The 23892-nt window shown below is 72.4% G+C and carries 18 protein-coding genes; 7 read left to right on the top strand and 11 right to left on the bottom strand.

What is annotated here, in order from left to right; all coding sequences use genetic code 11:
• Nucleotides 1–12 precede the first annotated feature (12 nt).
• The gene (locus AB0K12_RS34325) at nt 13–1707 is read left to right on the top strand and encodes a protein kinase (RefSeq protein WP_364570774.1); all 1695 of its coding nucleotides are present in this window, start codon (nt 13–15) and stop codon (nt 1705–1707) included.
• A gap of 112 nt (nt 1708–1819) precedes the next feature.
• Entirely contained in the window at nt 1820–2806 is a 987-nt protein-coding gene (locus AB0K12_RS34320) for a hypothetical protein (protein WP_364570771.1), read from the top strand.
• On the opposite strand, the gene AB0K12_RS34315 is transcribed toward AB0K12_RS34320, so the two are convergent.
• Nucleotides 2803–4293 (bottom strand): sugar ABC transporter ATP-binding protein, encoded by a 1491-nt coding sequence (locus tag AB0K12_RS34315; protein ID WP_364570768.1) that lies wholly within the window; start codon nt 4291–4293, stop codon nt 2803–2805. The two genes, AB0K12_RS34320 and AB0K12_RS34315, sit on opposite strands and share 4 nt — an antisense overlap.
• Before the next feature lie 76 nt (nt 4294–4369).
• Nucleotides 4370–5170, bottom strand: a complete 801-nt coding sequence (locus tag AB0K12_RS34310; protein WP_364570765.1) for a DeoR/GlpR family DNA-binding transcription regulator — start codon at nt 5168–5170, stop codon at nt 4370–4372.
• A 164-nt stretch (nt 5171–5334) separates the two neighbouring features.
• On the opposite strand from AB0K12_RS34310, the gene AB0K12_RS34305 reads away from it, so the two are divergent.
• From AB0K12_RS34305 to AB0K12_RS34285, 5 genes are all read left to right on the top strand, one after another.
• Complete coding sequence (locus AB0K12_RS34305; protein ID WP_364570762.1) at nt 5335–7860, top strand: PA14 domain-containing protein; 2526 nt, start codon at nt 5335–5337, stop codon at nt 7858–7860.
• A gap of 75 nt (nt 7861–7935) precedes the next feature.
• Nucleotides 7936–9003 (top strand): ABC transporter substrate-binding protein, encoded by a 1068-nt coding sequence (locus AB0K12_RS34300; RefSeq protein WP_364570759.1) that lies wholly within the window; start codon nt 7936–7938, stop codon nt 9001–9003.
• Nucleotide 9004: 1 nt separating this feature from the next.
• Nucleotides 9005–10525 carry a sugar ABC transporter ATP-binding protein gene (locus AB0K12_RS34295; protein ID WP_364570756.1) on the top strand — a complete coding sequence of 507 codons (1521 nt, stop codon included), beginning with the start codon at nt 9005–9007 and terminating at the stop codon, nt 10523–10525.
• Nucleotides 10518–11489 (top strand): ABC transporter permease, encoded by a 972-nt coding sequence (locus AB0K12_RS34290; RefSeq protein ID WP_364570753.1) that lies wholly within the window; start codon nt 10518–10520, stop codon nt 11487–11489. The genes AB0K12_RS34295 and AB0K12_RS34290 overlap by 8 nt, the downstream gene beginning before the upstream one ends.
• A complete protein-coding gene (locus tag AB0K12_RS34285; protein ID WP_364570750.1) occupies nt 11486–12439 on the top strand; it encodes an ABC transporter permease in 954 nt (317 codons plus the stop codon). The genes AB0K12_RS34290 and AB0K12_RS34285 overlap by 4 nt, the downstream gene beginning before the upstream one ends.
• 22 nt (nt 12440–12461) lie before the next feature.
• Here AB0K12_RS34285 and AB0K12_RS34280 read toward each other — a convergent pair whose 3' ends face one another.
• The 9 genes from AB0K12_RS34280 to AB0K12_RS34240 form a co-directional block, all read right to left on the bottom strand.
• Nucleotides 12462–13451 (bottom strand): pirin family protein, encoded by a 990-nt coding sequence (locus tag AB0K12_RS34280; protein ID WP_364570747.1) that lies wholly within the window; start codon nt 13449–13451, stop codon nt 12462–12464.
• 38 nt (nt 13452–13489) lie between these two features.
• Nucleotides 13490–14611 carry an MBL fold metallo-hydrolase gene (locus AB0K12_RS34275; RefSeq protein ID WP_364570744.1) on the bottom strand — a complete coding sequence of 374 codons (1122 nt, stop codon included), beginning with the start codon at nt 14609–14611 and terminating at the stop codon, nt 13490–13492.
• Nucleotides 14612–14877: 266 nt separating this feature from the next.
• Nucleotides 14878–15576 (bottom strand): DUF3152 domain-containing protein, encoded by a 699-nt coding sequence (locus tag AB0K12_RS34270; protein ID WP_364570741.1) that lies wholly within the window; start codon nt 15574–15576, stop codon nt 14878–14880.
• A 102-nt stretch (nt 15577–15678) separates the two neighbouring features.
• Nucleotides 15679–16974, bottom strand: a complete 1296-nt coding sequence (locus AB0K12_RS34265; RefSeq protein WP_364570738.1) for an FAD-dependent oxidoreductase — start codon at nt 16972–16974, stop codon at nt 15679–15681.
• Nucleotides 16975–17037: 63 nt separating this feature from the next.
• Nucleotides 17038–17964: a zinc metalloprotease gene (locus AB0K12_RS34260; protein ID WP_364570735.1), complete on the bottom strand. Its 927-nt coding sequence runs from the start codon at nt 17962–17964 to the stop codon at nt 17038–17040.
• A 128-nt stretch (nt 17965–18092) separates the two neighbouring features.
• The gene (locus tag AB0K12_RS34255) at nt 18093–20804 is read right to left on the bottom strand and encodes a sugar-binding protein (RefSeq protein WP_364570732.1); all 2712 of its coding nucleotides are present in this window, start codon (nt 20802–20804) and stop codon (nt 18093–18095) included.
• Between the two features lie 15 nt (nt 20805–20819).
• Nucleotides 20820–21620, bottom strand: coding sequence for a carbohydrate ABC transporter permease (locus AB0K12_RS34250; RefSeq protein WP_364570729.1), 801 nt, complete (start codon nt 21618–21620; stop codon nt 20820–20822).
• Nucleotides 21617–22495 carry a sugar ABC transporter permease gene (locus AB0K12_RS34245; protein ID WP_364570726.1) on the bottom strand — a complete coding sequence of 293 codons (879 nt, stop codon included), beginning with the start codon at nt 22493–22495 and terminating at the stop codon, nt 21617–21619. The genes AB0K12_RS34250 and AB0K12_RS34245 overlap by 4 nt, the downstream gene beginning before the upstream one ends.
• A complete protein-coding gene (locus tag AB0K12_RS34240; RefSeq protein ID WP_364570723.1) occupies nt 22492–23889 on the bottom strand; it encodes an extracellular solute-binding protein in 1398 nt (465 codons plus the stop codon). Before AB0K12_RS34240 ends, AB0K12_RS34245 begins: the two co-directional genes overlap by 4 nt.
• Between the last annotated feature and the right edge of the window lie 3 nt (nt 23890–23892).

The raw sequence follows: 23892 nt of genomic DNA, 5'->3' as shown, positions 1-23892 counted from the left end.
CAGGAGGGCTCCATGGAGGTTCCCGGCTACACGGAGATCCGGGAACTGGGTCACGGCGGGACCGGCCGCGTGATGCTCGCCGTCCGAGACTCCGACGGCTTACAGGTCGCGATCAAGCACCTCGCCGAGCCGCTGCGCGACGATGAGGCGTTCGTGGCGCGGTTCAGGGAAGAGGCGCGGCACATCCTGGAGATCGACAGCCCGCACACCGCGCGCGTGCTCGACTACGTCGAGGGCGAGGACGACGCGGTCATCGTGATGGAGCTGGTCGACGGTCTCACGCTGCGGCGTCTGCTGGCCGGCGAGGGCGCGACGGGCCCGCAGGCGGCGCTGACGGTGCTGAAGGGCTCGCTGCTCGGCCTGGCGGAGGCGCACCGGCACGGCGTCGTGCATCGCGACTTCAAGCCAGAGAACGTGATGATCACCCAGGACGGCGACAGCAAGCTCGTCGACTTCGGCGTGGCGGCCAAGGTCGGGGAGACGGCCCCGCTGGCGGGCACGCCGTCGTACATGGCGCCCGAGCAGTGGGACGAGGCCCCGGCCGGGCCCGCCACCGACGTCTACGCCGCCACCCTCGTCTTCTACGAGTGCCTGACCGGCCACCGCGCCTTCCACGGCGAGAACATCGCCGCCCTCGCCTACCAGCACCAGCACCTGCCGCCGCCGATCGACGACATCGAGGCGCCGCTGCGCCCGCTGATCGAGCACGGCCTGGCCAAGGAGCCGGGGCGGCGGCCGGAGTCGGCGCTGTCGTTCCTGGAGGAGCTGGAGGAGACGGCGCGGGCCGCGTACGGGGACGACTGGGAGGCCCGTGGCCGGGCGACCCTGGCGTTACTGGCCGTGCCGCTGGCCGGGCTGCTGCCCAACCCGCCGCCCGCCTCCGAGCCCGGCACGGGCACGAGCCTGTTCCACAACGCGCTGTCGCCGGCCGGGAAGCTCGCCATGACCGGCGGCCTGGTGGTGGCGACGGCCGCCGCGGTGGTGTCGGCGTTCGCGATCCTGGGCGACGCGCCCGAGCCGCGCAGCGTGGCCGTGCCGCCGCCCAGCGTGGCCCCGCCGGTCACGCCCGCCCCCTCCTCGCCTGAGCCGCCGGAGCCGGCCGCGACCCCGACGACGACCCCGACGACGACACCGACGACGGGGCTGGCGCGCACCGAGGAGCCCCCTACCGCGAGTGAGCCGGCCGTGGCGACGCCGCCGGTCACCTCGGCGGGCCGCCCTGCGGAGAGCGCGCCTCCCCGGGCGAGCAGGCCGACCGCCCAGCCGACCAGCACGGCTTCCAGGCCCACGCAGCGCCCCACGACCACGAGGCCCACCAGGGAGCCGACCGGCAGGCCGACCGCGACGAGCGGCCCCACCAGGAGGCCCCCGACGACCGCGGCGCCGACCACCGTCCGGCCGACCCCGCCGCCCCCTGCCGACGATCCTGCCGACGACCCGCCCGGTCCGCCGGGCGATCAGGAGCCGCCGCCCGCGACGAACCAGCCGGACCCGCCCCGCGAACGGGAGCCGCTGCTGTCGGTCTCGGTGAGCGTCTCGCTCGGCCTGCCGGTGCTGAGAGGCGGCGACCGGCTCGTGGACGCCGACATCGGGCTCGGGCTGGGCACCAGCCTGCTGGGGTTCGTGGTGGTGCCGGGCTCGGTGCTGCTCGGACGGCAGATCGTGGTGCGCAGAGTACGAAAAGGCCGTGATCGCGAAATATCGTGACTTGCGGGTGAGGAGGCTTGATCCTCTACTATCGTGCGTCGAATAGAGGGCGACCCCCGGCCTGAACAGCTCATGCCCGGAACCTGCCCTGTGGCCCGGGGTAAGGAGAAGCGTGGCGGAAGCCTCCCCCGTCCGTACGTCCGTGCTCTGCATCGTCCTCGCCCAGCTGCTGCTGGTCACCGCGGCCCCCGCGCACGCGGCGCCCAAGCCGACGGCCAAGCAGCTCAAGAAGGAACTGGCCACGATGCAGAAGGACGCCGACAAGCTCATCACCGACTACTACGCCTCCCGCGTCGCCCAGCAGAAGGCGGACAAGGAGGCGAAGACGGCGGGCGAGCGGCTGGCCGAGGCGCAGGAGACCTACGACCGCCACTCGACGGAGCTGCGGGCCATCGCGACGGCGGAGTACATGAGCGGCACGCCGGGACCGCTCGCCATCCTCGTCAGCGGGCAGGGCGGCGACCCCGCGCGACTGCTGAACAGAATGGCGCTGTCCCAGCACCTCATCGACGGCCAGGACGCCAGGCTGCGCGGCCACGCCCAGGTCAGGGACGCCCGCGCGCGGGCCGAGGAGGAGGCGGCGGCCAAGGCCGAGGAGCTGAAGCGCACGGTCGGCGAGCTGGAGCGGCGCAGGAAGAAGGCCGAGAAGCAGATCGAGAAGATCAAGGACAGGATCGACCTGCTCTACACGGCGCCGGGGGTGCGGCGTCCCGACGGCACGTGGGTGCCGCAGCTGCCGGACGGACCCGACAACATCACGCCCAGGATGCGGCTGGTCAGGCAGCTCATCCAGGAGCGGTTCGAGGTGCCGTACGGGATCGGGTGTTACCGGCCGATCCAGGACGGCGGCGAGCATCCGCTCGGGCGGGCCTGCGACTTCATGCTGAGCCGCGGCGGCGCGATGCCGTCAGGGGAGGAGCTGAAGCGCGGCGACGAGATCGCCGCCTGGGTGATCAAGAACGCGAAGCGGCTCGGCATCATGTACGTCATCTACCGCCAGCGCATCTGGCACGCCAGGACGGGCGGGTGGCGGGTGATGTCGGACCGCGGCGGCACGACGGCCAACCACTACGACCACCCGCACGTCTCGGTCTACTAGTCCTTGGCGAGGGCGGCGAGCAGGCGGTCCTCGGTGACCTCGGGCCCGTTGAGCTGCTCGGTGATGGCCCCGTCGCGCAGCACGACGACGCTGTCGCAGTTCTCCACCAGCTCGCTCACGTCCGAGGAGATGAGCAGGATGGCCAGCCCGTCCACGGCCAGCTCGTCCAGCAGGGCCTGCATCTCCACCTTGGTGGCGACGTCGACGCCCCTGGTGGGCTCGTCGAGCAGCAGCACCTTGGGGTGCATGGCCAGCCACCTGGCCAGCAGCACCTTCTGCTGGTTGCCGCCGGACAGCTCGCCGGCCGGCTGGCGGGGGGAGACGGCCTTGATGCCGAGCCGCCGCATGAAGGTCGCGACGATGTTGTCCACCTGCGCGTCGGACACGATGCCGGCCCGCGACAGGCGGGGGAGCGCGGCCAGGGCGATGTTGTCGCGCACCGACAGGGTGGGCACGATGCCCTCGGTCCTGCGGTTCTCCGGCACCAGGCCGATCCCGGCGCGTACGGCGCTCCTGATCGACCACTTGCGCACCGGCGCGCCCGCGACGGTGAGCTGACCGGCGTCCACCGGCAGCACTCCGGCGATGGCGCGGGCCGTCTCGCTGCGCCCGGCGCCGAGCAGCCCGCCGAGGCCGACGACCTCGCCGGCCCGCATGGCGAGCGACACCCCGTCGAGCATGTGGTGCCTGGTCAGGCCCTTGGCCTCCAGGACGGGCGCGTCACCGGGCGGGTCGGGCTCGCCGGCGGGCAGGGGCGGCGCGGCGGGGTGGAAGGGGCGGCCCAGCATGAGCGAGACCAGCCGCAGCCGGTCGAGCCCGGCCAGCGGCCCGGTGTGCACGACCCGGCCGTCGCGCAGCACGGTGACCCGGTCGCAGATGCCGTAGAGCTCCTCGAGGCGGTGGGTGACGTAGATGACCGAGCGGCCCTGCTCGCGCAGCCGGGTCACCGCGCCGAACAGCACCTCCAGCTCGCCGTGGTCGAGCGCGGTGGTGGGCTCGTCCATGATGACCAGGCGGGCGTCGGCGGAGGCGGCCCGCGCGAGCGCGACGATCTGCCGCGCGCCCTCGCCGAGCGAGCCGATCGGGCGGCGGACGTCCACCTCCAGCCCGTACGCCGCCAGCACCTCCGCGGCCCTGGCGTGCACGGCGGCGGAGTCGATCAGCCCGAGCCGCCCGCGCGGCTCCCTGCCGAGCAGCAGGTTGCGGGCCACGCTCATGGTGGGGACGAGGTTGGTCTCCTGGTGGATGGTGGCGATGCCGGCCTTCTTGGCGTCGGCGGGCCCGGCGAAGCGGACCGGCTCGCCGAGGAAGCGCAGCTCGCCCGCGTCGGGCGGGTAGACGCCCGAGAGCACTTTCACCAGGGTGGACTTGCCCGCGCCGTTGCCGCCGATGAGGGCGTGCACCTCGCCGGCGCGTACGGACAGGGTGACGTGGTCGAGGGCGGTGACACCCTGGAACGCCTTGAGAACGCCAGCCACCTGCAGCACGGTTGCCTCCGCCTCGATGGTGGTCGAGGAAGGAAACATTATAGTAACGGGCTTGTCACATTCGATCAGTGCGCGATCAGAACTGGGCGACGTGCAGCCGTACGCCGCGCGCGCTCAGCTCGTCGAGCACGTCGCGGGGCGCGGAGTCGTCGGTGACCAGGTGGTCGATGCGGTCGGGCGGAACGGTCTGCACCATGGTGTCGACGCCGACCTTGGTGTGGTCGGCCAGCACCACGACCTCCTCGGCGGCGGCGGCCAGGGCCCGGTCGACGCCCGCGACCTGCATGTTGGGCGTGGACAGGCCGCGCTCGGCGGTCAGGCCGTTGCCCGAGATGAACGCCCTGCGCACCCGCAGCCCGGCCAGCGAGTGCTCGGCCGCGCTGCCGACCAGGGCCAGGATGGAGCCGCGCAGCGTGCCGCCGGTCAGCATCACCTCGACGCGCGGCGAGCCGGCCAGCACCTGCGCGACCAGCAGCGAGTTGGTCACCACGGCCAGCTCGGACTGCCTGGTCAGGCGGCGGGCGAACTCCTGCGTGGTGGTGCCCGGCCCGACCACGATGGCGTCGCCGTCCTCGACGAGCGCGGCGGCGAGGTCGGCGATGGCGGCCTTCTCGGCCGACTCCAGGGACACCTTGTGCGCGTAGCCGGCCTCGCGGGACAGCTCGCCGGGCAGCGTGGCGCCGCCGTGGTGGCGGTTGAGCAGGCCCTCCGACTCGAGCGCGCGCAGGTCGCGGCGGACGGTGACCTCGGAGGAGTGGACGGCCTGGGCCAGCTCGCGCAGCGACACGGCGCCGTTGGCACGTACCAGCTCGAGGATGCGCTGGCGGCGTTCCGCGGCGAACACGGGCCTGCGTCCGTCGCTCTGCGTGTCGCTCACGGGCCGATCATAGTCGACAGGCCAACATGAGTTCACCTCTGACCGAACGAGAACGAATTTGATCGGAAATCTTGACCGCCTCGGTCCGGCGGTGCTTACTTTGGAGCGTGTCAGGGTCAAAAGCTGTCCGAACCTGATCGGCGCCTTCCGAAAGGACACTCCCCGTGCGTAAGCGCCTCGCGTTGCTGCTGGCCGTACTGATGTCCGTGTTATGGCAGCTGCCGGCACCCGCCTCCGCCGCAACGGCGGCCCTCCCCGAGCGGAACGGGCTGCGCGGCGACTACTACCTCGCCTCAGGGGCGGGAACGTTCGACTTCGCCGAGCTCAAGGCGAGCATCATCGACCCGAAGCTGGAGCTGACCGACCTCAACCCCGTCTTCCAGCTGCTTACCGGCAGGGAGGACGACGTCTCGGTCCGCTGGACCGGGCAGATCACCCCGGAATACTCCGAGACCTACACCTTCTCGATCATCGGTGACAACGGGTTCCGCCTCTGGGTGGACGATCAGCTGATCATCGATCACTGGGTGGACGACTGGGACATCGAGCAGACCGGCACCCCGATCGCCCTCGAAGCCGGCCGCGAGTACGACATCAAGGTCGAGTACTTCGAGCACTACGGCGGCGCCAACCTGCGCCTGCGCTGGCAGAGCCCGAGCCAGCCGAAGGCCATCGTGCCCGCCGAGGCGCTCACCGTCCCGGCCGACTTCCAGCCGGACGGCCCGTACGACGCCCGGCTCGCCACCACCGGCGACGTCGTGACGCTCACCTACCCGCAGCCCCTCGCCCCGCTGCCCGCCGGCGCGGCGGAGAAGCTCGCGCTGACCGTCGGGGCCGCCTCCTGGCCCGTCACCTCGGTCGAGCAGAAGAGCCCGGAGACCCTGGAGCTCAGGCTCAAGTACCCGGTCCCGGCCAAGGCCGGCGGCACCGTACGCACCTCCTACGACGGCAGCGGCGGCATCACCTACGCCGACGGCACCCCGCTGGCCGCCTATCCGTTCGCGAGCGTGGTCAACCTGTCCGCGTACGTGCTCAAGACCCGCTGGACCGACAAGGTCGACAAGAACAACCCGCTGCCCGAGTACCCGCGGCCGCAGCTCGTCCGCGACCGCTGGCGCAGCCTCAACGGCGTCTGGCAGTTCGCCACGGCCAAGGAGGGCGATGCCGCGCCGATCGGCCGCGCCCTGCCCGAGCGGATCACCGTGCCGTACCCGGTCGAGTCGCAGCTGTCCGGCATCGGCCGGCACGAGGAGCGCATGTGGTACCGGCGCACGTTCGAGGTGCCGCGCTCCTGGAGCGGCGAGCGGCTGATGCTGCACCTCGACGCCGTCGACTGGGACGCCGCCGTCTACGTCAACGGCGAGCGCGTCACCACCCACAAGGGCGGCTACGACCGCATCAGCGTGGACGTCACCGGCGCGCTCAAGCGCAAAGGCCCGCAGGAGCTCGTCGTCGGCGTGTACGACCCGACCGACCGCGGCGCGCAGCCCGTCGGCAAGCAGCGGCTCGAAGCCGGCAACATCTGGTACACCCCCGTGTCCGGCATCTGGCAGACCGTCTGGATCGAGCCGGTCGGCAGGGACCGCATAGACCGCGTCGACACCACCCCCGACGTGCGCGGCCAGGCCGTGGACGTCACCGTGCACGGCACCCCGGGCACCGCCACCGTGATCGTCAGGGACGGCCGCCGCGTCATCGGCACCGCCCACGGCAAGACCGGCGAGAAGCTGCGCGTCCCGGTGCGCAAGCCCAAGCTCTGGTCGCCGGAGAGCCCGCACCTGTACGACTTGGAGGTCAGGCTCAAGGGCGACAAGGTCGAGTCGTACGTCGGGATGCGTGAGATCACCCTGTCCGGCAACCGGATGCTGCTCAACGGCAAGCCGGTCTTCCAGATCGGCCCGCTCGACCAGGGCTTCTGGCCGGACGGCATCTACACCGCGCCCACCGACGAGGCCCTGCGCTACGACCTGGAGCAGACCAAGGCGCTCGGCTTCAACGCGGTGCGCAAGCACGTCAAGGTCGAGCCCGACCGCTGGTACCACTACGCCGACAAGCTCGGCCTGCTGGTCTGGCAGGACATGCCGTCGGCCTTCAAGACCGACGACAGGCAGCAGTTCGAGACCGAGCTGCGCGCGATGATCGACCAGCACAGGAGCAGCCCGTCGATCGTCATGTGGGTGCCGTTCAACGAGGGCTGGGGCCAGTACGACCAGGCCCGCATCGCCGACCTGGTCAAGAGCTGGGACCCGAGCCGCCTGGTGAACAACATGAGCGGCGTCAACTGCTGCGGCGCCGTGGACGGCGGCAACGGCGACGTCAAGGACTTCCACATCTACCCGGGCCCCGGCAACCCCGGCAAGCCCGAGGGCGTCCGCGCCACCGTGATCGGCGAGTACGGCGGCCTGGCCCTGCCGCTGGTCGGCCACACCTGGTCGGGCGGCGGCTGGGGCTACGCGGTCGAGCCCGACCCCGAGGCCCTCACGAACCGCTACGTGGGCATGGTCGGGGAGCTGGAGCGGCTGCACGCCTGCGAGCAGCTCAGCGCCGCCATCTACACGCAGACGACGGACGTCGAGACCGAGATCAACGGCCTCATGACGTACGACAGGGCGATCACCAAGCCCGACGTCAAGCGCCTCCACGACGCCCACAAGGCGCTGACCCGCGCGATCAACCCCACCTGCGACTGAACCACCGCCGCGCCCCGGCCCCGCCCGCGGGGGCCGGGGCGCGCACCGGCAGGACCTGATAAGAAGGGAACCGCGATGACCCCCCATCTCCGGACGGCCGCCCTGACCCTGGCCGTCCTCCTCACCGCGACGGCCTGCGCCAAGGCGGAGGAGCCGCAGAGCGTGCCCGCCCCCACCGGCACCGCGGGGCGGCAGGTCGTCCAGACGCCTGCGGGCACGGCCGGCCCGACCTGCACGCTGGAGCAGTTCGGCGGCACGAAGTTCGACCTGAAGACGGCCACCGTGGGCTTCTCCCAGTCGGAGAAGGAGGCCAACCCGTTCCGCATCGCGGAGACCAAGTCGATCAAGGACGAGGCGGCCGAGCTCGGCATCGGCGACCTCAAGGTGACCAACGCCCAGTCGCAGTTCTCCAAGCAGATCACCGACGTGCAGCAGCTCATCGCCCAGGGCGTGCAGCTGCTGGTCATCGCGCCGCTCAACTCCGACGGCTGGGAGCCGGTGCTCCAGCAGGCCGCGGCCAAGAAGATCCCCATCATCACGGTCGACCGCAAGATCAACGCCAAGCCGTGCAGCGACTACCTGACCTTCATCGGCTCCGACTTCTACGAGCAGGGCAAGCGCGCCGCCGACCGGATGATCGACGCGCTCGGCGGCAAGGGCAAGGTCGCCATCCTGCTCGGCGCGCCCGGCAACAACGTCACCACCGAGCGCACCAACGGCTTCAAGGACCGCGTCAAGGAGAAGGCGCCGGACATCACGATCTCGTTCGAGCAGACCGGTGAGTTCGCCCGCGAGAAGGGCCAGCAGGTCACCGAGCAGCTCATCCAGTCCAACCCCGACATCAACGGCATCTATGCCGAGAACGACGAGATGGCGCTCGGCGCGGTCACCGCGCTCAAGGGCGCGGGCAAGGAGCCCGGCGACATCAAGATCGTCTCGGTCGACGGCACCCGCAGCGCCGTCCAGGGCATCGTGGACGGCTGGCTGCACGCGGTCATCGAGTCCAACCCGCGCTTCGGGCCGCTGGCCTTCGAGACCGCGCAGAAGTTCCTCGACGGCGAGGCCATCCCCGACAAGGTGATCATCTCCGACCGTGACTACGACACCACCAACGCCAAGGACTCCCTCGGAGAGGCGTACTGAGGTGGGAGCGGTTCTCGAGGCCCGCGCCGTCAGCAAACGCTTCCCCGGCGTCCTCGCGCTCGACGGCGTGTCCCTCGCCCTGCGTCCTGGCGAGGTGCACGCCCTCGTCGGCGAGAACGGCGCGGGCAAGTCCACGTTGATCAAAGTGTTCACCGGCGTCTACCGCCCCGACGAGGGCGAGCTGCGCTACCAGGGCGGCACGGCCGCCTTCGGCAGCCCCATGGAGGCGCAGCGGGCCGGCATCTCCACCATCTACCAGGAGGTCAACCTCGTCCCCATGATGTCGGTGGCCCGCAACCTGCTGCTCGGCCGCGAGCCGCGCGGCAGGTTCGGCGTCATCGACGCCGCCGCCCTGTACGGCGAGGCCGAGCGGGTGCTGGCCGGCTACGGCGTCGAGACCGACGTCCGCCGCCCGCTGCGCACGCTCGGCGTCGGCGCCCAGCAGATGGTGGCCCTGGCCCGCGCCGTCTCCGTGGACGCCCGCGTCGTCATCATGGACGAGCCCACCTCCTCCCTGGAGCCGCGCGAGGTCGAGACGCTGTTCGGCGTGATCAGGCGGCTGCGCGACAGTGGCATCGCCGTCATGTACGTCAGCCACCGCCTCGACGAGCTCTACCAGGTGTGCGACCAGGTCACCGTGCTGCGCGACGGCCGGCTCGCGCACACCGGGCCGCTGGCCGCGCTCGACCGGCTGAAGCTCATCTCCCTCATGCTGGGCCGCGACCTCGACGAGGTCCGCGCCCAGGGCGTGACCCGCTTCAGCCGCGACCGGCACGGCTCCGGCGCGGACGCGCCCGTGGTCGAGGCCCGCGGCCTGACCCGCAGGCACGTGCTCGACGGGGTGAACGTCAGCGTCGAGCCCGGCGAGGTCGTCGGGCTCGGTGGCCTGCTCGGCGCGGGACGTACCGAGACCGCCAAGGCCATCGTCGGCGCGCTGCCGCTCGACGGCGGTCAGGTGCTCGTCGCCGGGCTGCCGCTGCGCGGCGGCTCCACCGCCGCCGCCATCAAGGCCGGCGTCAGCCTGCTGCCCGAGGACCGCAAGGCCGAGGGCATCATCCCGACGCTGTCCGTCCGCGAGAACATCGCCCTGGCCGCCCTGCCCGCGCTCGGCCGGGCCGGCGTGGTGTCCGAGGCGAAGATCGACCGGGTGGTCGAGATCTTCATGCGGAGGCTGCGGATCAAGGCCGCCTCGCAGCACCAGCTCGTCTCCGAGCTGTCCGGCGGCAACCAGCAGAAGGTGCTGCTGGCCCGCTGGCTCGCCGTCCGGCCCAAGGTGCTGCTGCTGGACGAGCCCACCCGCGGCATCGACGTCGGCGCCAAGGCCGAGGTGCAGGCGCTGATCGACGAGCTGGCCCAGGAAGGGCTGGGCGTGCTGCTCATCTCCTCCGACCTGGAGGAGCTGGTCGAGGGCGCCGACAGGATCCTCGTGCTGCGCGAGGGCACGGTCGTGGGCGAGCTGTCCGGCGACGAGGTGACCGAGGAGAGGATCATGGCGACGATCGCGGAGCAGGCCGATGGCTGAGCTGACCTCCCGGGGGAGCGCCCGGGTCGCCGTGCTCAAACCCCAGGTGTACGCGTGGGTGCAGGACTACGGCGTGTACGCCGCCGTCCTCGTGCTGCTGCTGTTCAACGTGCTGTTCACCCCGCACTTCCTCGACGCCTCCAACTTCCGCACCCAGCTCGTCCAGGTCGCGCCCATCGTGATCGTCTCGCTGGGCATGGCGCTGGTCATCGGCACCCAGGGCATCGACCTGTCGGTCGGGTCCGTGATGGCGCTGGCCGCCGCGCTGACCGTGCTCTACCTCGGCTACGGCTGGCTGCCCGCGGTCATCGTGGCCGTCATCGGCGGCGCCGTCGTGGGCGCGGCGGGCGGGGCGCTGGTCGCGTACGTCGGCGTGCAGCCCATCGTCGCCACGCTCGCGCTGCTGGTCGGCGTGCGCGGCCTGGCCAACGTGCTGGTGCCGCAGCTCGTCGAGTTCCGCAACCCCGACCTCATCGCGCTCGGCAGCAGCTCCGTGGCCGGCGTCCCGGTCATCGTGCTCATCGCGGCGGCGCTCACCGTGATCGTGCTGTTCGTGGTGCGGCGCACCACGTTCGGCCGGCAGGTCGTCGCCATCGGCGGCAACCGCTCGGCCAGCGAGCTGTCCGGCCTGCCCGTCAAGCGGGTGCTGCTGATCGTGTACGTGATCTCCGGCCTGCTCGCCGCCCTGGCCGGCGTCCTGGCCACGGCCCGGCTGCAGGCCAGCGACCCCACCTCGCTCGGCCTGTTCATCGAGCTGTCGGCGATCACCGCCGTCGTCGTCGGCGGCACGCCGCTGACCGGCGGCCGGATCAGGGTGCTCAGCACGGTCATGGGCGCGCTGCTCATGCAGCTCCTGGCCGCCACGCTGATCAAGCACAACCTCCCCCAGTCATGGACCCAGATGGTCCAGGCGGTCATCATCCTGGCCGCCGTCTACGCCACCAGGAAGCGGGGGACCCGATGAACCGCGAACAGGTGAGCAGGCTGCTCCAGCAGCACGGCGCCGTCATGGTGCTCGGCCTGCTGGTCGTCGTGGGCAGCCTGGCCTTCGACTCCTTCGCCACCACCGCCAACGCCGCCAGCGTGGTCGTCTCCTCGTCGTTCCTCGCGATCATCGCCGTCGGGATGACGTTCGTGATCATCAGTGGCGGCATCGACCTGTCCGTCGGGTCGCTGTTCGTCCTCGGCGGCGTGCTGGCCGCCTACGGCTCCCGGTACGGCCTGCTCGTGGCGCTGCTGCTGCCGCTCGCCGTGTGCGGGGCCGTCGGGCTGCTGCAGGGGCTGGTCATCGCGCGTACCGGGATGGCGCCGTTCATCGTGACGCTGGCCGGGCTGCTCGGCGTGCGCGGGCTGATGCTGGCCATCTCCGACGAGGGCGCCACCACGTACCTCGTCGAGGACCGCGCCTTCGCCGCCCTCGGCCAGGGCGAGATCCTCGGCCTGTCCTACCCCGTCCACATCACCGCCGCCCTCGCGCTGCTCGCCATGGTGCTGCTGCAGCGCACCGGCTTCGGCCAGAACGTCTACGCCATCGGCGGCAACGAGCAGGCGGCGGCCCTGATGGGCGTGCCGGTCGTGCGCACCAAGGTGTACGTGTACGTCATGTCCGGCCTGCTGGCCGGGCTGGCCGGCGCGCTCAACGCCGCCCGGCTCTCCTCCGGCGTCACGATCCTCGGCATCGGCCTCGAACTCGACGCCATCGCGGCCGTCGTGATCGGCGGAACCCTGCTGACCGGCGGCGCAGGCGGCATCACCGGGTCGGTGGCCGGGGTGCTGCTGCTGGGCGTCATCCAGAGCCTCATCAACCAGGTGGGGAACCTGACGTCGGCGTTCCAGCAGGTGGTCAGCGGTCTCTTCCTGGCTCTGGTGGTGGTGGCCCAACGCCTCCTCAGCAAGGCCCAGCGCCTCACCTGACCCTTCAGCTGACCGGGGGCGGTCAGCGGACGCGGCCGCGGGGCTTGAGCCGGGTGCCGGGGAGGACCGGCGCGGGCAGGGGCGCGCCGTCGAAGCCCTCGACGACGCCGAAGCCCTCGCCGTCCATCCACTCCTTGCGGTACGCGGCCACCTCCTCGTGGGAGCGGCCGACGAAGTTCCACCACATGACGATCTCCTCGCCGAACGGCTCGCCGCCGATGAGCAGCACCCGGCCCCGGCCCGACAGGCGGATCGACGTGCGGCCCGGCGGCACGTAGACCAGCGGGCCCCGCTCCACCTCGGCCACCTCGCCGTCGAGCAGCAGCAGCCCGTGCTCGAAGCCCGGCTCGAGCGGCACCTCGGCGGCGCCGTCGATCGCCAGCTCGGCCCCCACGAGCGGGGTGTAGGCGGTGGCGGGCGAGGTCACCCCGCCGAGCGCGCCCATGAGGACGCGGGCCCGGTGGCCGGTGCCGTCCAGCACGGGCAGCTCGGGGTGGTGCTCGAAGGCGGGCGCGGTGTGGCGGTGCTCGCCGGGCAGCGCCACCCACAGCTGGACGCCGTGCAGCACGGTCTGCGGCGACTCCTCCGAGTGGGAGATGCCGCGACCGGCCGTCATGAGGTTGAGCTGGCCGGGCCGGATCTCCTGCAGCGTGCCCAGGCTGTCGCGGTGCAGCACCTCACCCTCGACCAGCCAGCTGACGGTCTGCAGGCCGGTGTGCGGGTGGGGCGGCACCCGCATGGTGGCGAGCTGCGGCCCGTAGGCGTCGACGAAGCACCACGCGCCGATCATGCGGCGGTGCACGCCCGGCAGGGTCCTGCTGACCGTCATCGCCCGGGGCCCGCCCAGCGGCACCTCCCGCCCGATCAGGACCTCTCGCTCGTCCGGCGCCCCGCCTTCCGCCGGCGCGTCAGGCGCCGGGACGGCCGCCGCACGTTCTGCCTCGGTGGCGGGCCCGCCGGCCGGGCCGGCGGTGCAGCGGATCTCGCGGGGGTCCCGTTCCAGGTTGCTCACGCCCGAACTCTACGTCGTGGCGCCCGGCGGGCGACGACTCAGGTGAGCATCTCCCACCAGCCCTCGACCGCGGGGGCGGCGCAGGCGTCCACCGCCTCGCCGGGACGCGGGACCGCGATGCGGACGTCGCGGGCCTTGGCCTCGCGCCACAGCCGGTCCACCGGCTCGGCCCAGGGGTGCAGGGCGAGCGTGAACGTGGCCCAGTGCACCGGCAGCAGCAGCTTTCCGCCCAGGTCGAGGTGGGCGTTGACGGCCTCTTCCGGGTTCATGTGGATGTCCGGCCAGGCCGGGCTGTAGGCGCCGATCGGCATCAGCGTCAGGTCGAACGGGCCGTGCTTGCTCCCGATGCCCTGGTAGCCCTCGAAGTAGCCGGAGTCACCCGCGTAGAACACCCGCTTGGTGGGCCCGGCCACCACCCAGGAGCCCCACAGCGTGTCGTTGCGGCTCAGGGTGCGGCCGGAGAAGTGGCGGGCCGCCGTGGCGACGAAGCGCAGCCCCGCCACCTCGGCCTCCTCGTCCCAGTCCAGCTCGATGATCCGGTACGCGGCCACGCCCCACCGCTCCAGGTGCGCCCCGATGCCCAGCGGCACGATGAACGGCGCCTTCTGCGTCCTGTTGAGCCTGCGCACGGTCGCCATGTCGAGGTGGTCGTAGTGGTCGTGGGAGATGGCGATCGCGTCCACCTCGGGCAGCTCGTTCAGCTCCACCGGCACCGGGTGGTGCCGTTTGGGGCCGACGAACCGCGTGGGGGAGACCCGGCGGCTCCACACCGGGTCGAACAGCACCCGCCTGCCCTCGATCTCCACCAGTGTGGAGGCGTGGCCGTACCAGACCGCGCGCACGCCGTCGGCGGGCGGCGCGTCGGCCGGCGGGATGCGCAGCGGGATGGGACCTGCCGGGTGCCGCTGCTCGCGGTCCTGGGCGAACTCGCCGAGCATGCTGACGGGCGGTCCTGACGGCACGGTCGCCGCCTCGGGCATCGGATTGACGAACGCGCCGTCCCTGAACTGCGCCGAGCGCCTGATCCGCGCCACCCGGTCGGGCCCCGACCGCAGTGGCCGCACGCCCAGCTCGGCGGGAACCTCGCGCAGCGCCCAGCCGGCTGCGGCCAGGACCGCGCCGCCCGCGAGGATCCGCCGTGCCGTCCGCATCCCTGCCATCGCTCACACTCCCCTGGAAGATCTTTCACGTCCCGATCGGTGCGATCGGGACTCCCCGGTGTTTCACTTCTACGATATATCGCGATAGGTCAGACGGGCGTGATCGCTCCACCGGCGTTGACCGAATCCGGCCACCGCCGGGCGCGCCCGCGTAGGGGCGGCGTGCGCGGCGATGCCGGGCCCCGTCACCGAAGCGGCGACCTCGTCCGGTTGAAGGAAACCTATCGGTCGCGCCGAATCCCCGGAACGCCACCCCCACCTGTGAGTCAGCGGCGTTGGTCGCGGTGGGGGTGGGGCCATGGGTTCGGACGGCAGCGGCCGAGGGACTTCGACTGCTGGACCATGACGGGGGCCAGGCGGCCGGGGCCCGGGCAGTGGCGGTGGTCGTGCCCAAGGGCGTGGCCGACCTCGTGGTTGATCAGGTAGTGCCGATACGACACCAGGTCGCCGTCGTACTGCGGGACGCCCTTCGCCCAGCGCAGGGCGTTGATGACCGAGCGGCGGCCGTTCCAGCAGGACAGCTCGCCGCCGGTGCGCAGCGGCAGGCACTGGCGGATGGTCATGCGCGGGCTGGACAGTGCGACGCGCACCCGTACGGGGCCGTGGTCCACGCGGCGGAAGCGGGCCCAGCCGCGGACGTCGTTGAGCGTCCTGTGCACCTCGGCGGCGAACGCGCGCGGCTCGAACGGCAGTCCGCGCTCCACCTCCACCAGGTACCGCACCGCCGCGCCACGGCCGGGCCTGGCGGGGGCCGAGCCTGGGACGATCGCGTAGCGGCCGGAGGCGGCGTTCGGGATCCGTACCTCCTCCTGCTCGGGCGCGTCCTCGCGGTGGCGGGGCGCCAGCGGCTTGGGGGCAGGCGAGGGCGGGGGCGTGATCGAGGGGGGCGGGGGCGCCGTGGCCTCCGGGTCCGCGCAGCCGGCCAGTGCCGCGAGCAGCAGCAGGAGCAGTGCGAGCAGCGGCAAGGCGGCCTCCCCACGACGTCACCGGTGGGGAGGTATCCGATCTTACGTTGCCGCTTGTCGCACTTGACGGCCAGGGTGGCTTATTGCGCTCGGTGCCCGAATTCAGCCGGTGGGCGGCCGGTACGGGGTGAGGTCGATGGGCGGCCGCTCCCCGAGCGCCAGCGCGGCGGCGAGCTCGCCGGTGAACGGGCCCGCCGTCAGCCCGTACGCGCTCAGCCCCGTCGCCACCACCACGCGATCCGTCACCGGCCCGATGAGGGCGGAGCCGGGAGCGTAGACCGGGCGCAGGCCGACCCGCGTCTCCGAGACCGTCGCGCTGGCCAGCCCCGGCGCCACCCGCAGCCCCGCCTCGATCACCTCGTCGAGCCCGCCCACGGTGACGCGCGGCGCGAACCCGACGTCCTCGACGGTCGCGCCGACCACCACCCGCGAGTCGGGGAAGCCCAGCAGGTACGGCCCCATGCGGGGCAGGATGATCGGCCACCACGCGGTGTCCACGCCCTCCAGCGTGGCGTGCAGGATCTGGCCCCGGCGGGGGAAGACCGGAAGCTCGACGCCCAGCGGCCGGCACACCTCACCCGTCCACGCCCCGGCCGCCACGATCACCGCGTCCGCATCGAGCGGCACCCCCTCACCCATGGGTTCTTGCTGGACGCCGGGCATCGCCGGCGCATCAGGGTGAAGCGGCGCCGCCTGCCGCCACGACGCCTCCCCGGCCGGGACCGTTGTGGAGGAGCCGGTCCCGGCGGGAGTCGTCCCGGAGGGGGCCGTCCCGGAGAGGGCGGGAAGGGGTGTTCCGGAGGTGGCGGGGGCCGGCGGGGGAGGGGCGGGGGCCGAGGTCTCCGGGTGGTCGGCGGGGTGGAGGAGGACGTGGCCGTCCTGGGTGAGGGTGGCGGTGCCCGTACGGACCTCGGCGCCCCTCGCCACCGCCGCCGCGAGCAGGGCGTCACGCACCGAGCGGCCGTCCACCCTGGCCGCACCCGGCACCAGCAGCGCGCTCAGCGTGTCGGACAGCGGCGGGAACAGCTCGGCAGGGGTCGCCACATCCACGACCTCGCCCATCTCGGGCGCACCTGCGTAGCGGCGGCGCAGCAGCGCCCGAACCGGCTCCAGGTCCACCGGGTCCTCGGCCACCAGCAGCGCGCCCACCTTGGCGTAGCCGATGTCCTCGCCCAGCTCCTCCACCAGGCCGGGGTAGTGGCGGGCGCCCTCGCGGGTCAGGCGGTACCAGTCGTCGTCCTCGGGGTGGTCCACCCACGGGCAGACGATGCCGGCCCCCGCCTGCGTCGCCTCGCCCGGGTAGCCGCCGTCCACGACGGTCACCGCCGCGCCCCTGCGGCTCAGGTGGTAGGCCGCACCGGCCCCCACGATGCCGCTTCCGATCACCACAACACGCATGCTCTCCATGTTCGCAGCCGGGGTGAGCAGGACCGATGACCGGGCCAGGGTCTACACCGGGGTCTACGCCGAGGCGCGCATGCTCTGCCGCAGTTGCGGCGTCAGGAACGATGAGCGGGGGCCGGCCAGGGCTGCGTCCATGCGCTCGGCCTGGCCGAGGGTGAACATGTACATGGCGGCGTCCTCGACGTAGTCCATGTAGTTCATGAACATGTCGCCGTTCGGCGCGTTGCCGCAGCTCACGGCCGGGAAGGACGGGGAGCCGCGGTTGGGGCCCGCCTGGTTGGGGGTGTCGTCGACGAAGTCGCTGCCCGAGCAGCCGTCGCCGTCGTCGCCCCAGATGTGGCGCAGGTTCAGCCAGTGGCCGACCTCGTGGGTGGCGGTCCGGCCCCCGTCGTACGGGGCGGCCGCCGTCCCGGTGGTGCCGAACGCGCTGTGCCGGATGACCACCCCGTCGAGCTCGGGCGGCCCGCCGGGGAAGGCGGCGTACCCGAGCGCGTCCGTCAGCTCGCACACCCAGACATTCAGGTAGCGGTCGGCGGGCCAGGCGTCGGAGCCGCCCTGCGCGCTGAACTTGACCCTGTCGTCGGTGCTGAACCCGGCGGCATCGGTGGAGACGCGGACGACGCCGGAGGTGGGCTCGCCGTCCGGTCCGGTCGAGGCCAGCCGGAACTCCAGCCGGGCGTCGGCCACGACGTTCCGCCACACCTGCGGCACCTTGCTCACGTCGGGGTTGGCCTTGCGGAAGTCGGCGTTCAGCACCTCGAGCTGGCTGTCGATCTGCTCCTGGCCGATGTCCTGCTCGGGGGTGCGGTGGACGACGTGCACCACCACGGGGATGGTGACGACCTCGTCCCGGGCCGCGGCCCTGGCGGTCTTCCTGGCGAACGTCTCGTTCTCGATCGCGGCCAGCGCCAGCGCGTAGCGAGGTGAGGAGGCGAGCAGGCGGCGATGGACGGGCATGGTGGCGCAACGGTCGGTGTCGGGCACGGGGGTTCCCTTTCGGTGCGCGCGGCGGAGAGCCGCGCAGGGGGGACGGTTGGCTCCTGCACATCTACCCAGAATGTAGTCGAACAATCACTCTGAGTGATGACAGGAGCCTTTCGTCCCCCTTGCGCTCAGCGCACCGTGACGGACGAGGCGGCCGTGCCGCCGCCGCGGTCCTCCCATCCGGCCAGGACGTTCGCGCCCTTGCCCGGGGCGCGGGTCACCGGCACGGTGACGGTGGTGACGCCCTTGCGGGAGACGGTCACGACCTTGCTGCCGGCCGTGCCCTCGGTGTCACGGACGAACAGGTGCGCCTTGCCGGGCCCACCGGCCTGCAGCCGCACCCGTACGGCGTCGCGCCCGGGCGAGGCGGTCAGCACCCGCGCGGCCGAAGAGGCGGCCGGCGCGCCCGCGGGCGGCACGTGCACGCGCACCGCCTGCTCCAGCGTCTGCGGCGAGTCCAGGGAGGACAGCGCCGTGTCGGGGATCACCGGGTCGGGCGGCGTCGTGGGCCGGTCGGCGGGCGGCTGGTAGCCGGGCAGCGTGGCCACGCCCCACCGGTACGGGTCACCCTGCACGCCGCCCCACGTGGACCAGCCGATCCGGGTCTGGCCGGTCTTGTCCTGGGTGTCGGAGTCGTACACGAGGATGTTCAGCCCGAGGTGCCCGGGGTCGACCGCGCCCGGCAGCACCTCCATCGGGATGGACAGCTCCACCGTGTACTCGCCGTCGCCCGTCGTGGAGGCCACCTTCATGCCGGGCGCGGTCTCCTCGCCGGGGCCCTGGCGGTTGTCGGCGTCGCGCAGGAAGCACGGCGGCCCCTCGGCGGTGACCGGCAGGACCGCGGTCTTGAAGGTGGTGGAGGTGTTCTCGGACGTGCCGCGCGGGTCGAGGGTGACCTCCACCGCGTCGGTACGCCAGTGCCGCTTGCAGTCGGAGGCGGCGAGCGGCGTGCCGAGCACGTCGTCCTTCACGTGCACCAGCAGGTAGAGCGTGTCGTCGTGCCAGGCGACCCGGGCCGTGCCCGAGCAGTCGGCCGCCGACGCGCACGCGCTGCCCTCCCACAGGCGGGAGATGTCGATCGGGTCGCCGGTGTACTCGCCGTCGCCCTCGGCGCCGTCCACGGCCGGCGCGGTCTCGGCCTGCGCCACCGTGGTGGCGGGCACGAGTTCGAGGGCGGGCCTGGCAGTGGCGGAGCCGCCGCCGTCGATGGTCGTGGTGATCGTGTACGCGTAGTCGCCGCCCTCGTTGGACGTCTTCAGCGACGGGTCGGAGTTGGTCACCTTGAACGGCACGGTCGTCGACTCGCCCGCGGCGAGATCCTCGAAGGGCGCCTCGGTCCGCTCGGCGGTGAACCCGCCGGGCAGGTCGAGCCGTACGGTGCCGGACCGCGTCTCCCCGCTCACGTTGGTGACGACCACGCCCACCTCGCGGCCGCCGCCGGACGGGAGTGTGAGCACGGGCGGGACGATGCCGCCGAGCTGCGGCACGCCCACCTCGGCCGTCCACTTCTCGTACTGGGCGACCTGGGGGAGCGGCTGCTGCGCCGCGCGGACCGGCGGGCTCACCTCCACCTGCCGGTCGGTGTAGCCGCCGCCGCGCTCGGTGGTGAGGGTGGCGGCCAGGCGTACCCGGCCGGGCGCGGCCTGCGCGGGAGGCGTCACCTTGAAGGCGGTCTTGCCGGGGCGTCCGGCCCGCAGCCTGCCGAGGTCGCCGGAGCCGCTGACCTGCCAGCCGTCCGGCACCCGCAGCGCCACCTTGGAGCGGCCGAGCTCCTCCTTCCGCGGCGCGCTCACCTCGGCCTCGACCGTGAACGCCGCCCCCGGGCGCACGTCGAACTCACCCGTGCGCAGGGCGAACTGCGTGCCGAGCGGCACGCCGCCCTCGGCCCTGGTCAGCGCGCCGTCGAGGATGTTCGTGGGCGCGGCGGCGGCCGGGCTGCCCGGCTCCGGGAACGGCACCCGCGCGTCCACCTGGGTGAAGAAGTCGCAGCCGAGCCGCGCGGGGTCGGACGGCACGTCGGGGAAGCCGGCCCAGCCCTGCGAGGCGTACGTGCGCTGCGCCTCACGCTCGACGGCGGCCCACGTCTTGCCCCTGCTCGGCGAGGTGCGCCCGCTCCAGACGCCGAACACGTTCTGCGCGGGATTGTTCGGCTTGTACGTCGAGGAGCACGACGGCCCGACCTGCCCGCTGCCGCGCGCCCCGCCGGTGAACAGCCGCGCGGGCGCGAACGGCCGCAGCCCCTCCTTCTTGATCTGGTCGGGGAACGCCTTCGGGTCGGCCGCCGCGTAGAACGCCGCGATCGCCAGCCTGGCCGCCTCCTGGTGGTTGCCGTGGTTGCCCGGCGTCGGAGCCGGATCCATGGTGAGGATGATCTCCGGCCGGGTCTGGCGGACGACCCTGACCACCTTCTCCAGCGTGTCGCCGCCCCACACCTGGTCGGTCAGCGGCGCGCTCACCGTGTAGTAGAAGTCGACGTCGTCGAGGTTGAACACCTCGCGCACGCCCGCCTTGCCGACGGCCGCGCGCTCCTCCGACTCGCGCAGCAGCCCGAGCGCGGGCCCCTCCTCGGGGCCGACGGCGTTGCCGCCACCCTCGCCCCTGGTCACGGTCACCACGCCGGCGCGCACGCCGTGGTCCTCGTTCCACTGGCCGAGCGTGGACAGCGTGCCCGACTCGTCGTCGGGATGCGCGCCGACGAACAGCGCGTCGAGATCGACGGGAGCCGGCGCGCCGCTCGCCGGCAGGGCGCTCGCCGGCAGTGCGGGGAGAAGACCGAGGACGAGCGCGGCGGCGGCCAGCGGAGCCGCGCTCCGCCGCGCGGCGGATACGTTGATGGGCATCGAACCTCCGGGGGGTTACTCGCGGACCGCCCCCTGAAGCAGTCCGCGGACGAAGTGGCGCTGGAGGAACAGGTAGAAGATGACGACGGGCGTCGCGACGATGACCGACCCGGCCGCGAGCAGCGTGAAGCCGGAGGTGTACTGGCCCTGGAAGAAGGCCAGCCCCAGCGGCGCCGTACGCAACGACTCGCTGGTCACCATGATGAGCGGGATGAGGAACTCGTTCCACGTCCACATGAACACCAGCAGCGTCAGCGTGACGATCGCGGGCCTGGCCGGCGGCAGCAGCACCTGCCACAGCACCCGCCAGCTCGACGCCCCGTCGATGCGCGCGGCCTCGACGATCGCCCGGTTGGAGGCCAGGAAGTAGGCCCGCATCCAGAACGTCCCGAACGCCACCGACATCGCGACCTGCGGCAGCGTGATCGACCAGAACGTGTCGATGAGCCCCAGCGAGCGCAGGTCGAAGTAGAGCGGCACGGCCACCGCCTCGCTGGGCATCATGATGCCCAGCATGAACAGGTAGAACAGCGCCGTCCTGCCGCGGAAGCGCATGGTGCCGAAGGCGTAGCCGCTCATGATCGACAGGACCACGCTCACCACCACCGTGAACGCCGACACCGCGAGGCTGGTGCGCAGGTAGGAGCCGAAGTGGCCGATGTCCCAGGCCGCCGCGAAGTTCGCCAGGCCGGACGTGCCGCCGCTGTCGGCGGGACCGAGCGCGGCCGACAGGATCACCACGATCGGGTAGAGCGCGAACGCGGCGAACACCGACAGGATGACGTAGTTCGCCACCCGCTCACCGCGCGAGATCACGTCAGCCTCCTGTCCGCGAAGCGGTTCACGCCGAACGACACGATGAAGATGAGCACGGTCAGCGTGACCCCGATGGCCGCCGCCGACCCGACCTGGCCCAGGCCGAAGGCCCGGTGGTAGACCTCGTACGACGGCACCGAGGTGGACTCGCCGGGGCCGCCGCGGGTGGTGACGTACACCAGGTCGAACGTGCGCAGCGCGGCGATCATCGTCAGCGTCAGCGCCACCGCGATCTCCGCGCGCACCGACGGCAGCGTGACCGAGAAGAACTCGCGCACCGCGCCCGCGCCGTCGAGGCGGGCCGCCTCGTACAGGTCGGCGGGCACCCGGCTCATCCCGGCCAGCAGCAGCACCGTCACCAGGCCCGTCTCGAACCAGGTGCCCACCACGCCGACGGCCGGCAGGGCGAAGGTGTAGTCGCCCAGCCAGCCGCGGGTCAGCGCGTCCAGCCCGAGCGCGCTCAGCAGCGAGTTGAGCGAGCCGTCGGGGGCGTACACCCGCCGCCAGGCCACCGCCACCACGACCATCGCGATGACCTGCGGCAGGAACACCACCGTGCGGAAGAAGCCGAGCCCGCGCACCTTGGCGTGGTTGAGGATCGCGGCCAGCGCCAGCCCGATGACCAGCGGGAAAACCGAGTAGAAGACGATGAGCACCAGCGCGTGCCCGAACGCCCCGCGCAGCCCCTCGTCGGCCATGATCGCGAGGTAGTTGTCCAGCCCCGCCCACGTGCCGACGCTCAGCCCGTCCCAGTCGTAGAGGGAGAACTGCACGGCCCGCCCGATCGGCCAGAGCAGGAACGCGGCATAGACGGCGAAGGCGGGCAGGATGTAAAGGTAGGCGACGCGGCGGGGCTCTCCGGGCGGACGGGTCATCCTCCGTTGCTCTCGGTGAACGCCGTGTAGTCCTTCTCCAGCGTCTGCAGGAACTCCTGCGGCGTGGCCTTCTTCGCGAGCAGGTCCTGCAGCGCCGCGCCCAGCGTGTCGGCGAACGTCGGGGTGGCGTAGTCGAGGTACGGCACCAGCCCGTCCTTCTCGGTGGCCGTGCCGAACGCGGTGAAGACGTCCTTCTGCGGCCCCTCCTTCACGCTCTGCGCGGAGGTGTCGGCGACCGGCAGGTTACCGGTCTCGGTGAGCACCTTCATGGCGTCGGGGTTGGTGATGAAGTCGATGTACGCCGCCGCCGCGTCGGGGTGCGGGCTCTTCGCGGTCACCGCGAACGGCAGCCCCGTGCCGCCCGTCGCCACCGGCGCCGCGTCGGCGGCCGCGCCGGGCGGCAGCATGAAGCCCAGGTCGGAGCCGAGAGCCTTGTCCAGGTCGGCGAGCAGCCAGGTGCCGGCGATCAGGAACACGCCCTGGCCCTTGCCGAACGCCTGCCAGGACGCGTCGTAGCCCTGCCCGTTGAAGCCCTTGGCGAAGTAGCCCTTGTCCACCCAGCTCACCAGGTGCTCGGCCGCCTTGACGTTCTCCGGCGAGGTCCAGGACGCGCCCTTCTTGCCGAATGCCAGCGTGCCGATCTGGTCCTTCGGCACCTCGCGGCCCTGCACGGTGCCGAACACGTGCACGGCGGGCCACTTGTCGAGGTTGCCGAACTGCAGCGGCACCTCGCCGCCCGCCTTGGCCGCGGCCAGCGCCGACTCGAAGCCGGCCCACGTCGCCGGCGGCTCGACGCCCAGCTTCTCGAGCTTGGCCTTGTTGTAGAAGATGCCGACGACCTCGCCGACCTGCGGCAGGCCGTACAGGTTGCCCTCGCCGAACACCTTGCCGTCGGCGCTGTAGCGCGAGTACTTCAGCACCGACTCCGGGTAGCGCTGCTTCCACCCGTACGCCTCGGCGTACGCGTCGAGCGGTAGCAGCTGCCCCGCCTTGACGAACGCGCCCATCGACGAGCGGCCGTTGTTGGCCTCCACCACGTCGGGCGGCTCGTTGCCGCTCAGCGCCAGGCGCAGCGTGGTGTTGAGGTCGTCGAACGAACGGGAGACCCGGTTGAGCTTGATGTTGGGGTACTTCGCCTGGAACGCCTTGTTGAGCTGCTCCATCTGAGCCGCCTGGCCGCCGCGGACCTCCTGATCCCACACGGTCAGGGTGACCTCGCCGAGCGAGGCGGCGTCGGTGCGCACCGCGGAGGCGGACGGCTGGGCCGAGGGCGAGGAGGGCGGGGCGGAGGAGCCGGGCGCGCACCCGGTCAGGACCCCGGTGAGGGTCAGGGCGCCGGCGGCGAGCAGGGAGAAGGCTCTCGGACCGCGCGGTCGTCGCGTCGGGGCGGTCATGCG

It is taken from the genome of Nonomuraea sp. NPDC049419 (genome assembly GCF_040676995.1).
In the GTDB taxonomy this organism is placed as follows: domain Bacteria; phylum Actinomycetota; class Actinomycetes; order Streptosporangiales; family Streptosporangiaceae; genus Nonomuraea; species Nonomuraea salmonea.
Note: the sequence above shows the minus strand (reverse complement) of the source record. Positions and strands in the feature narration are given on the sequence as shown.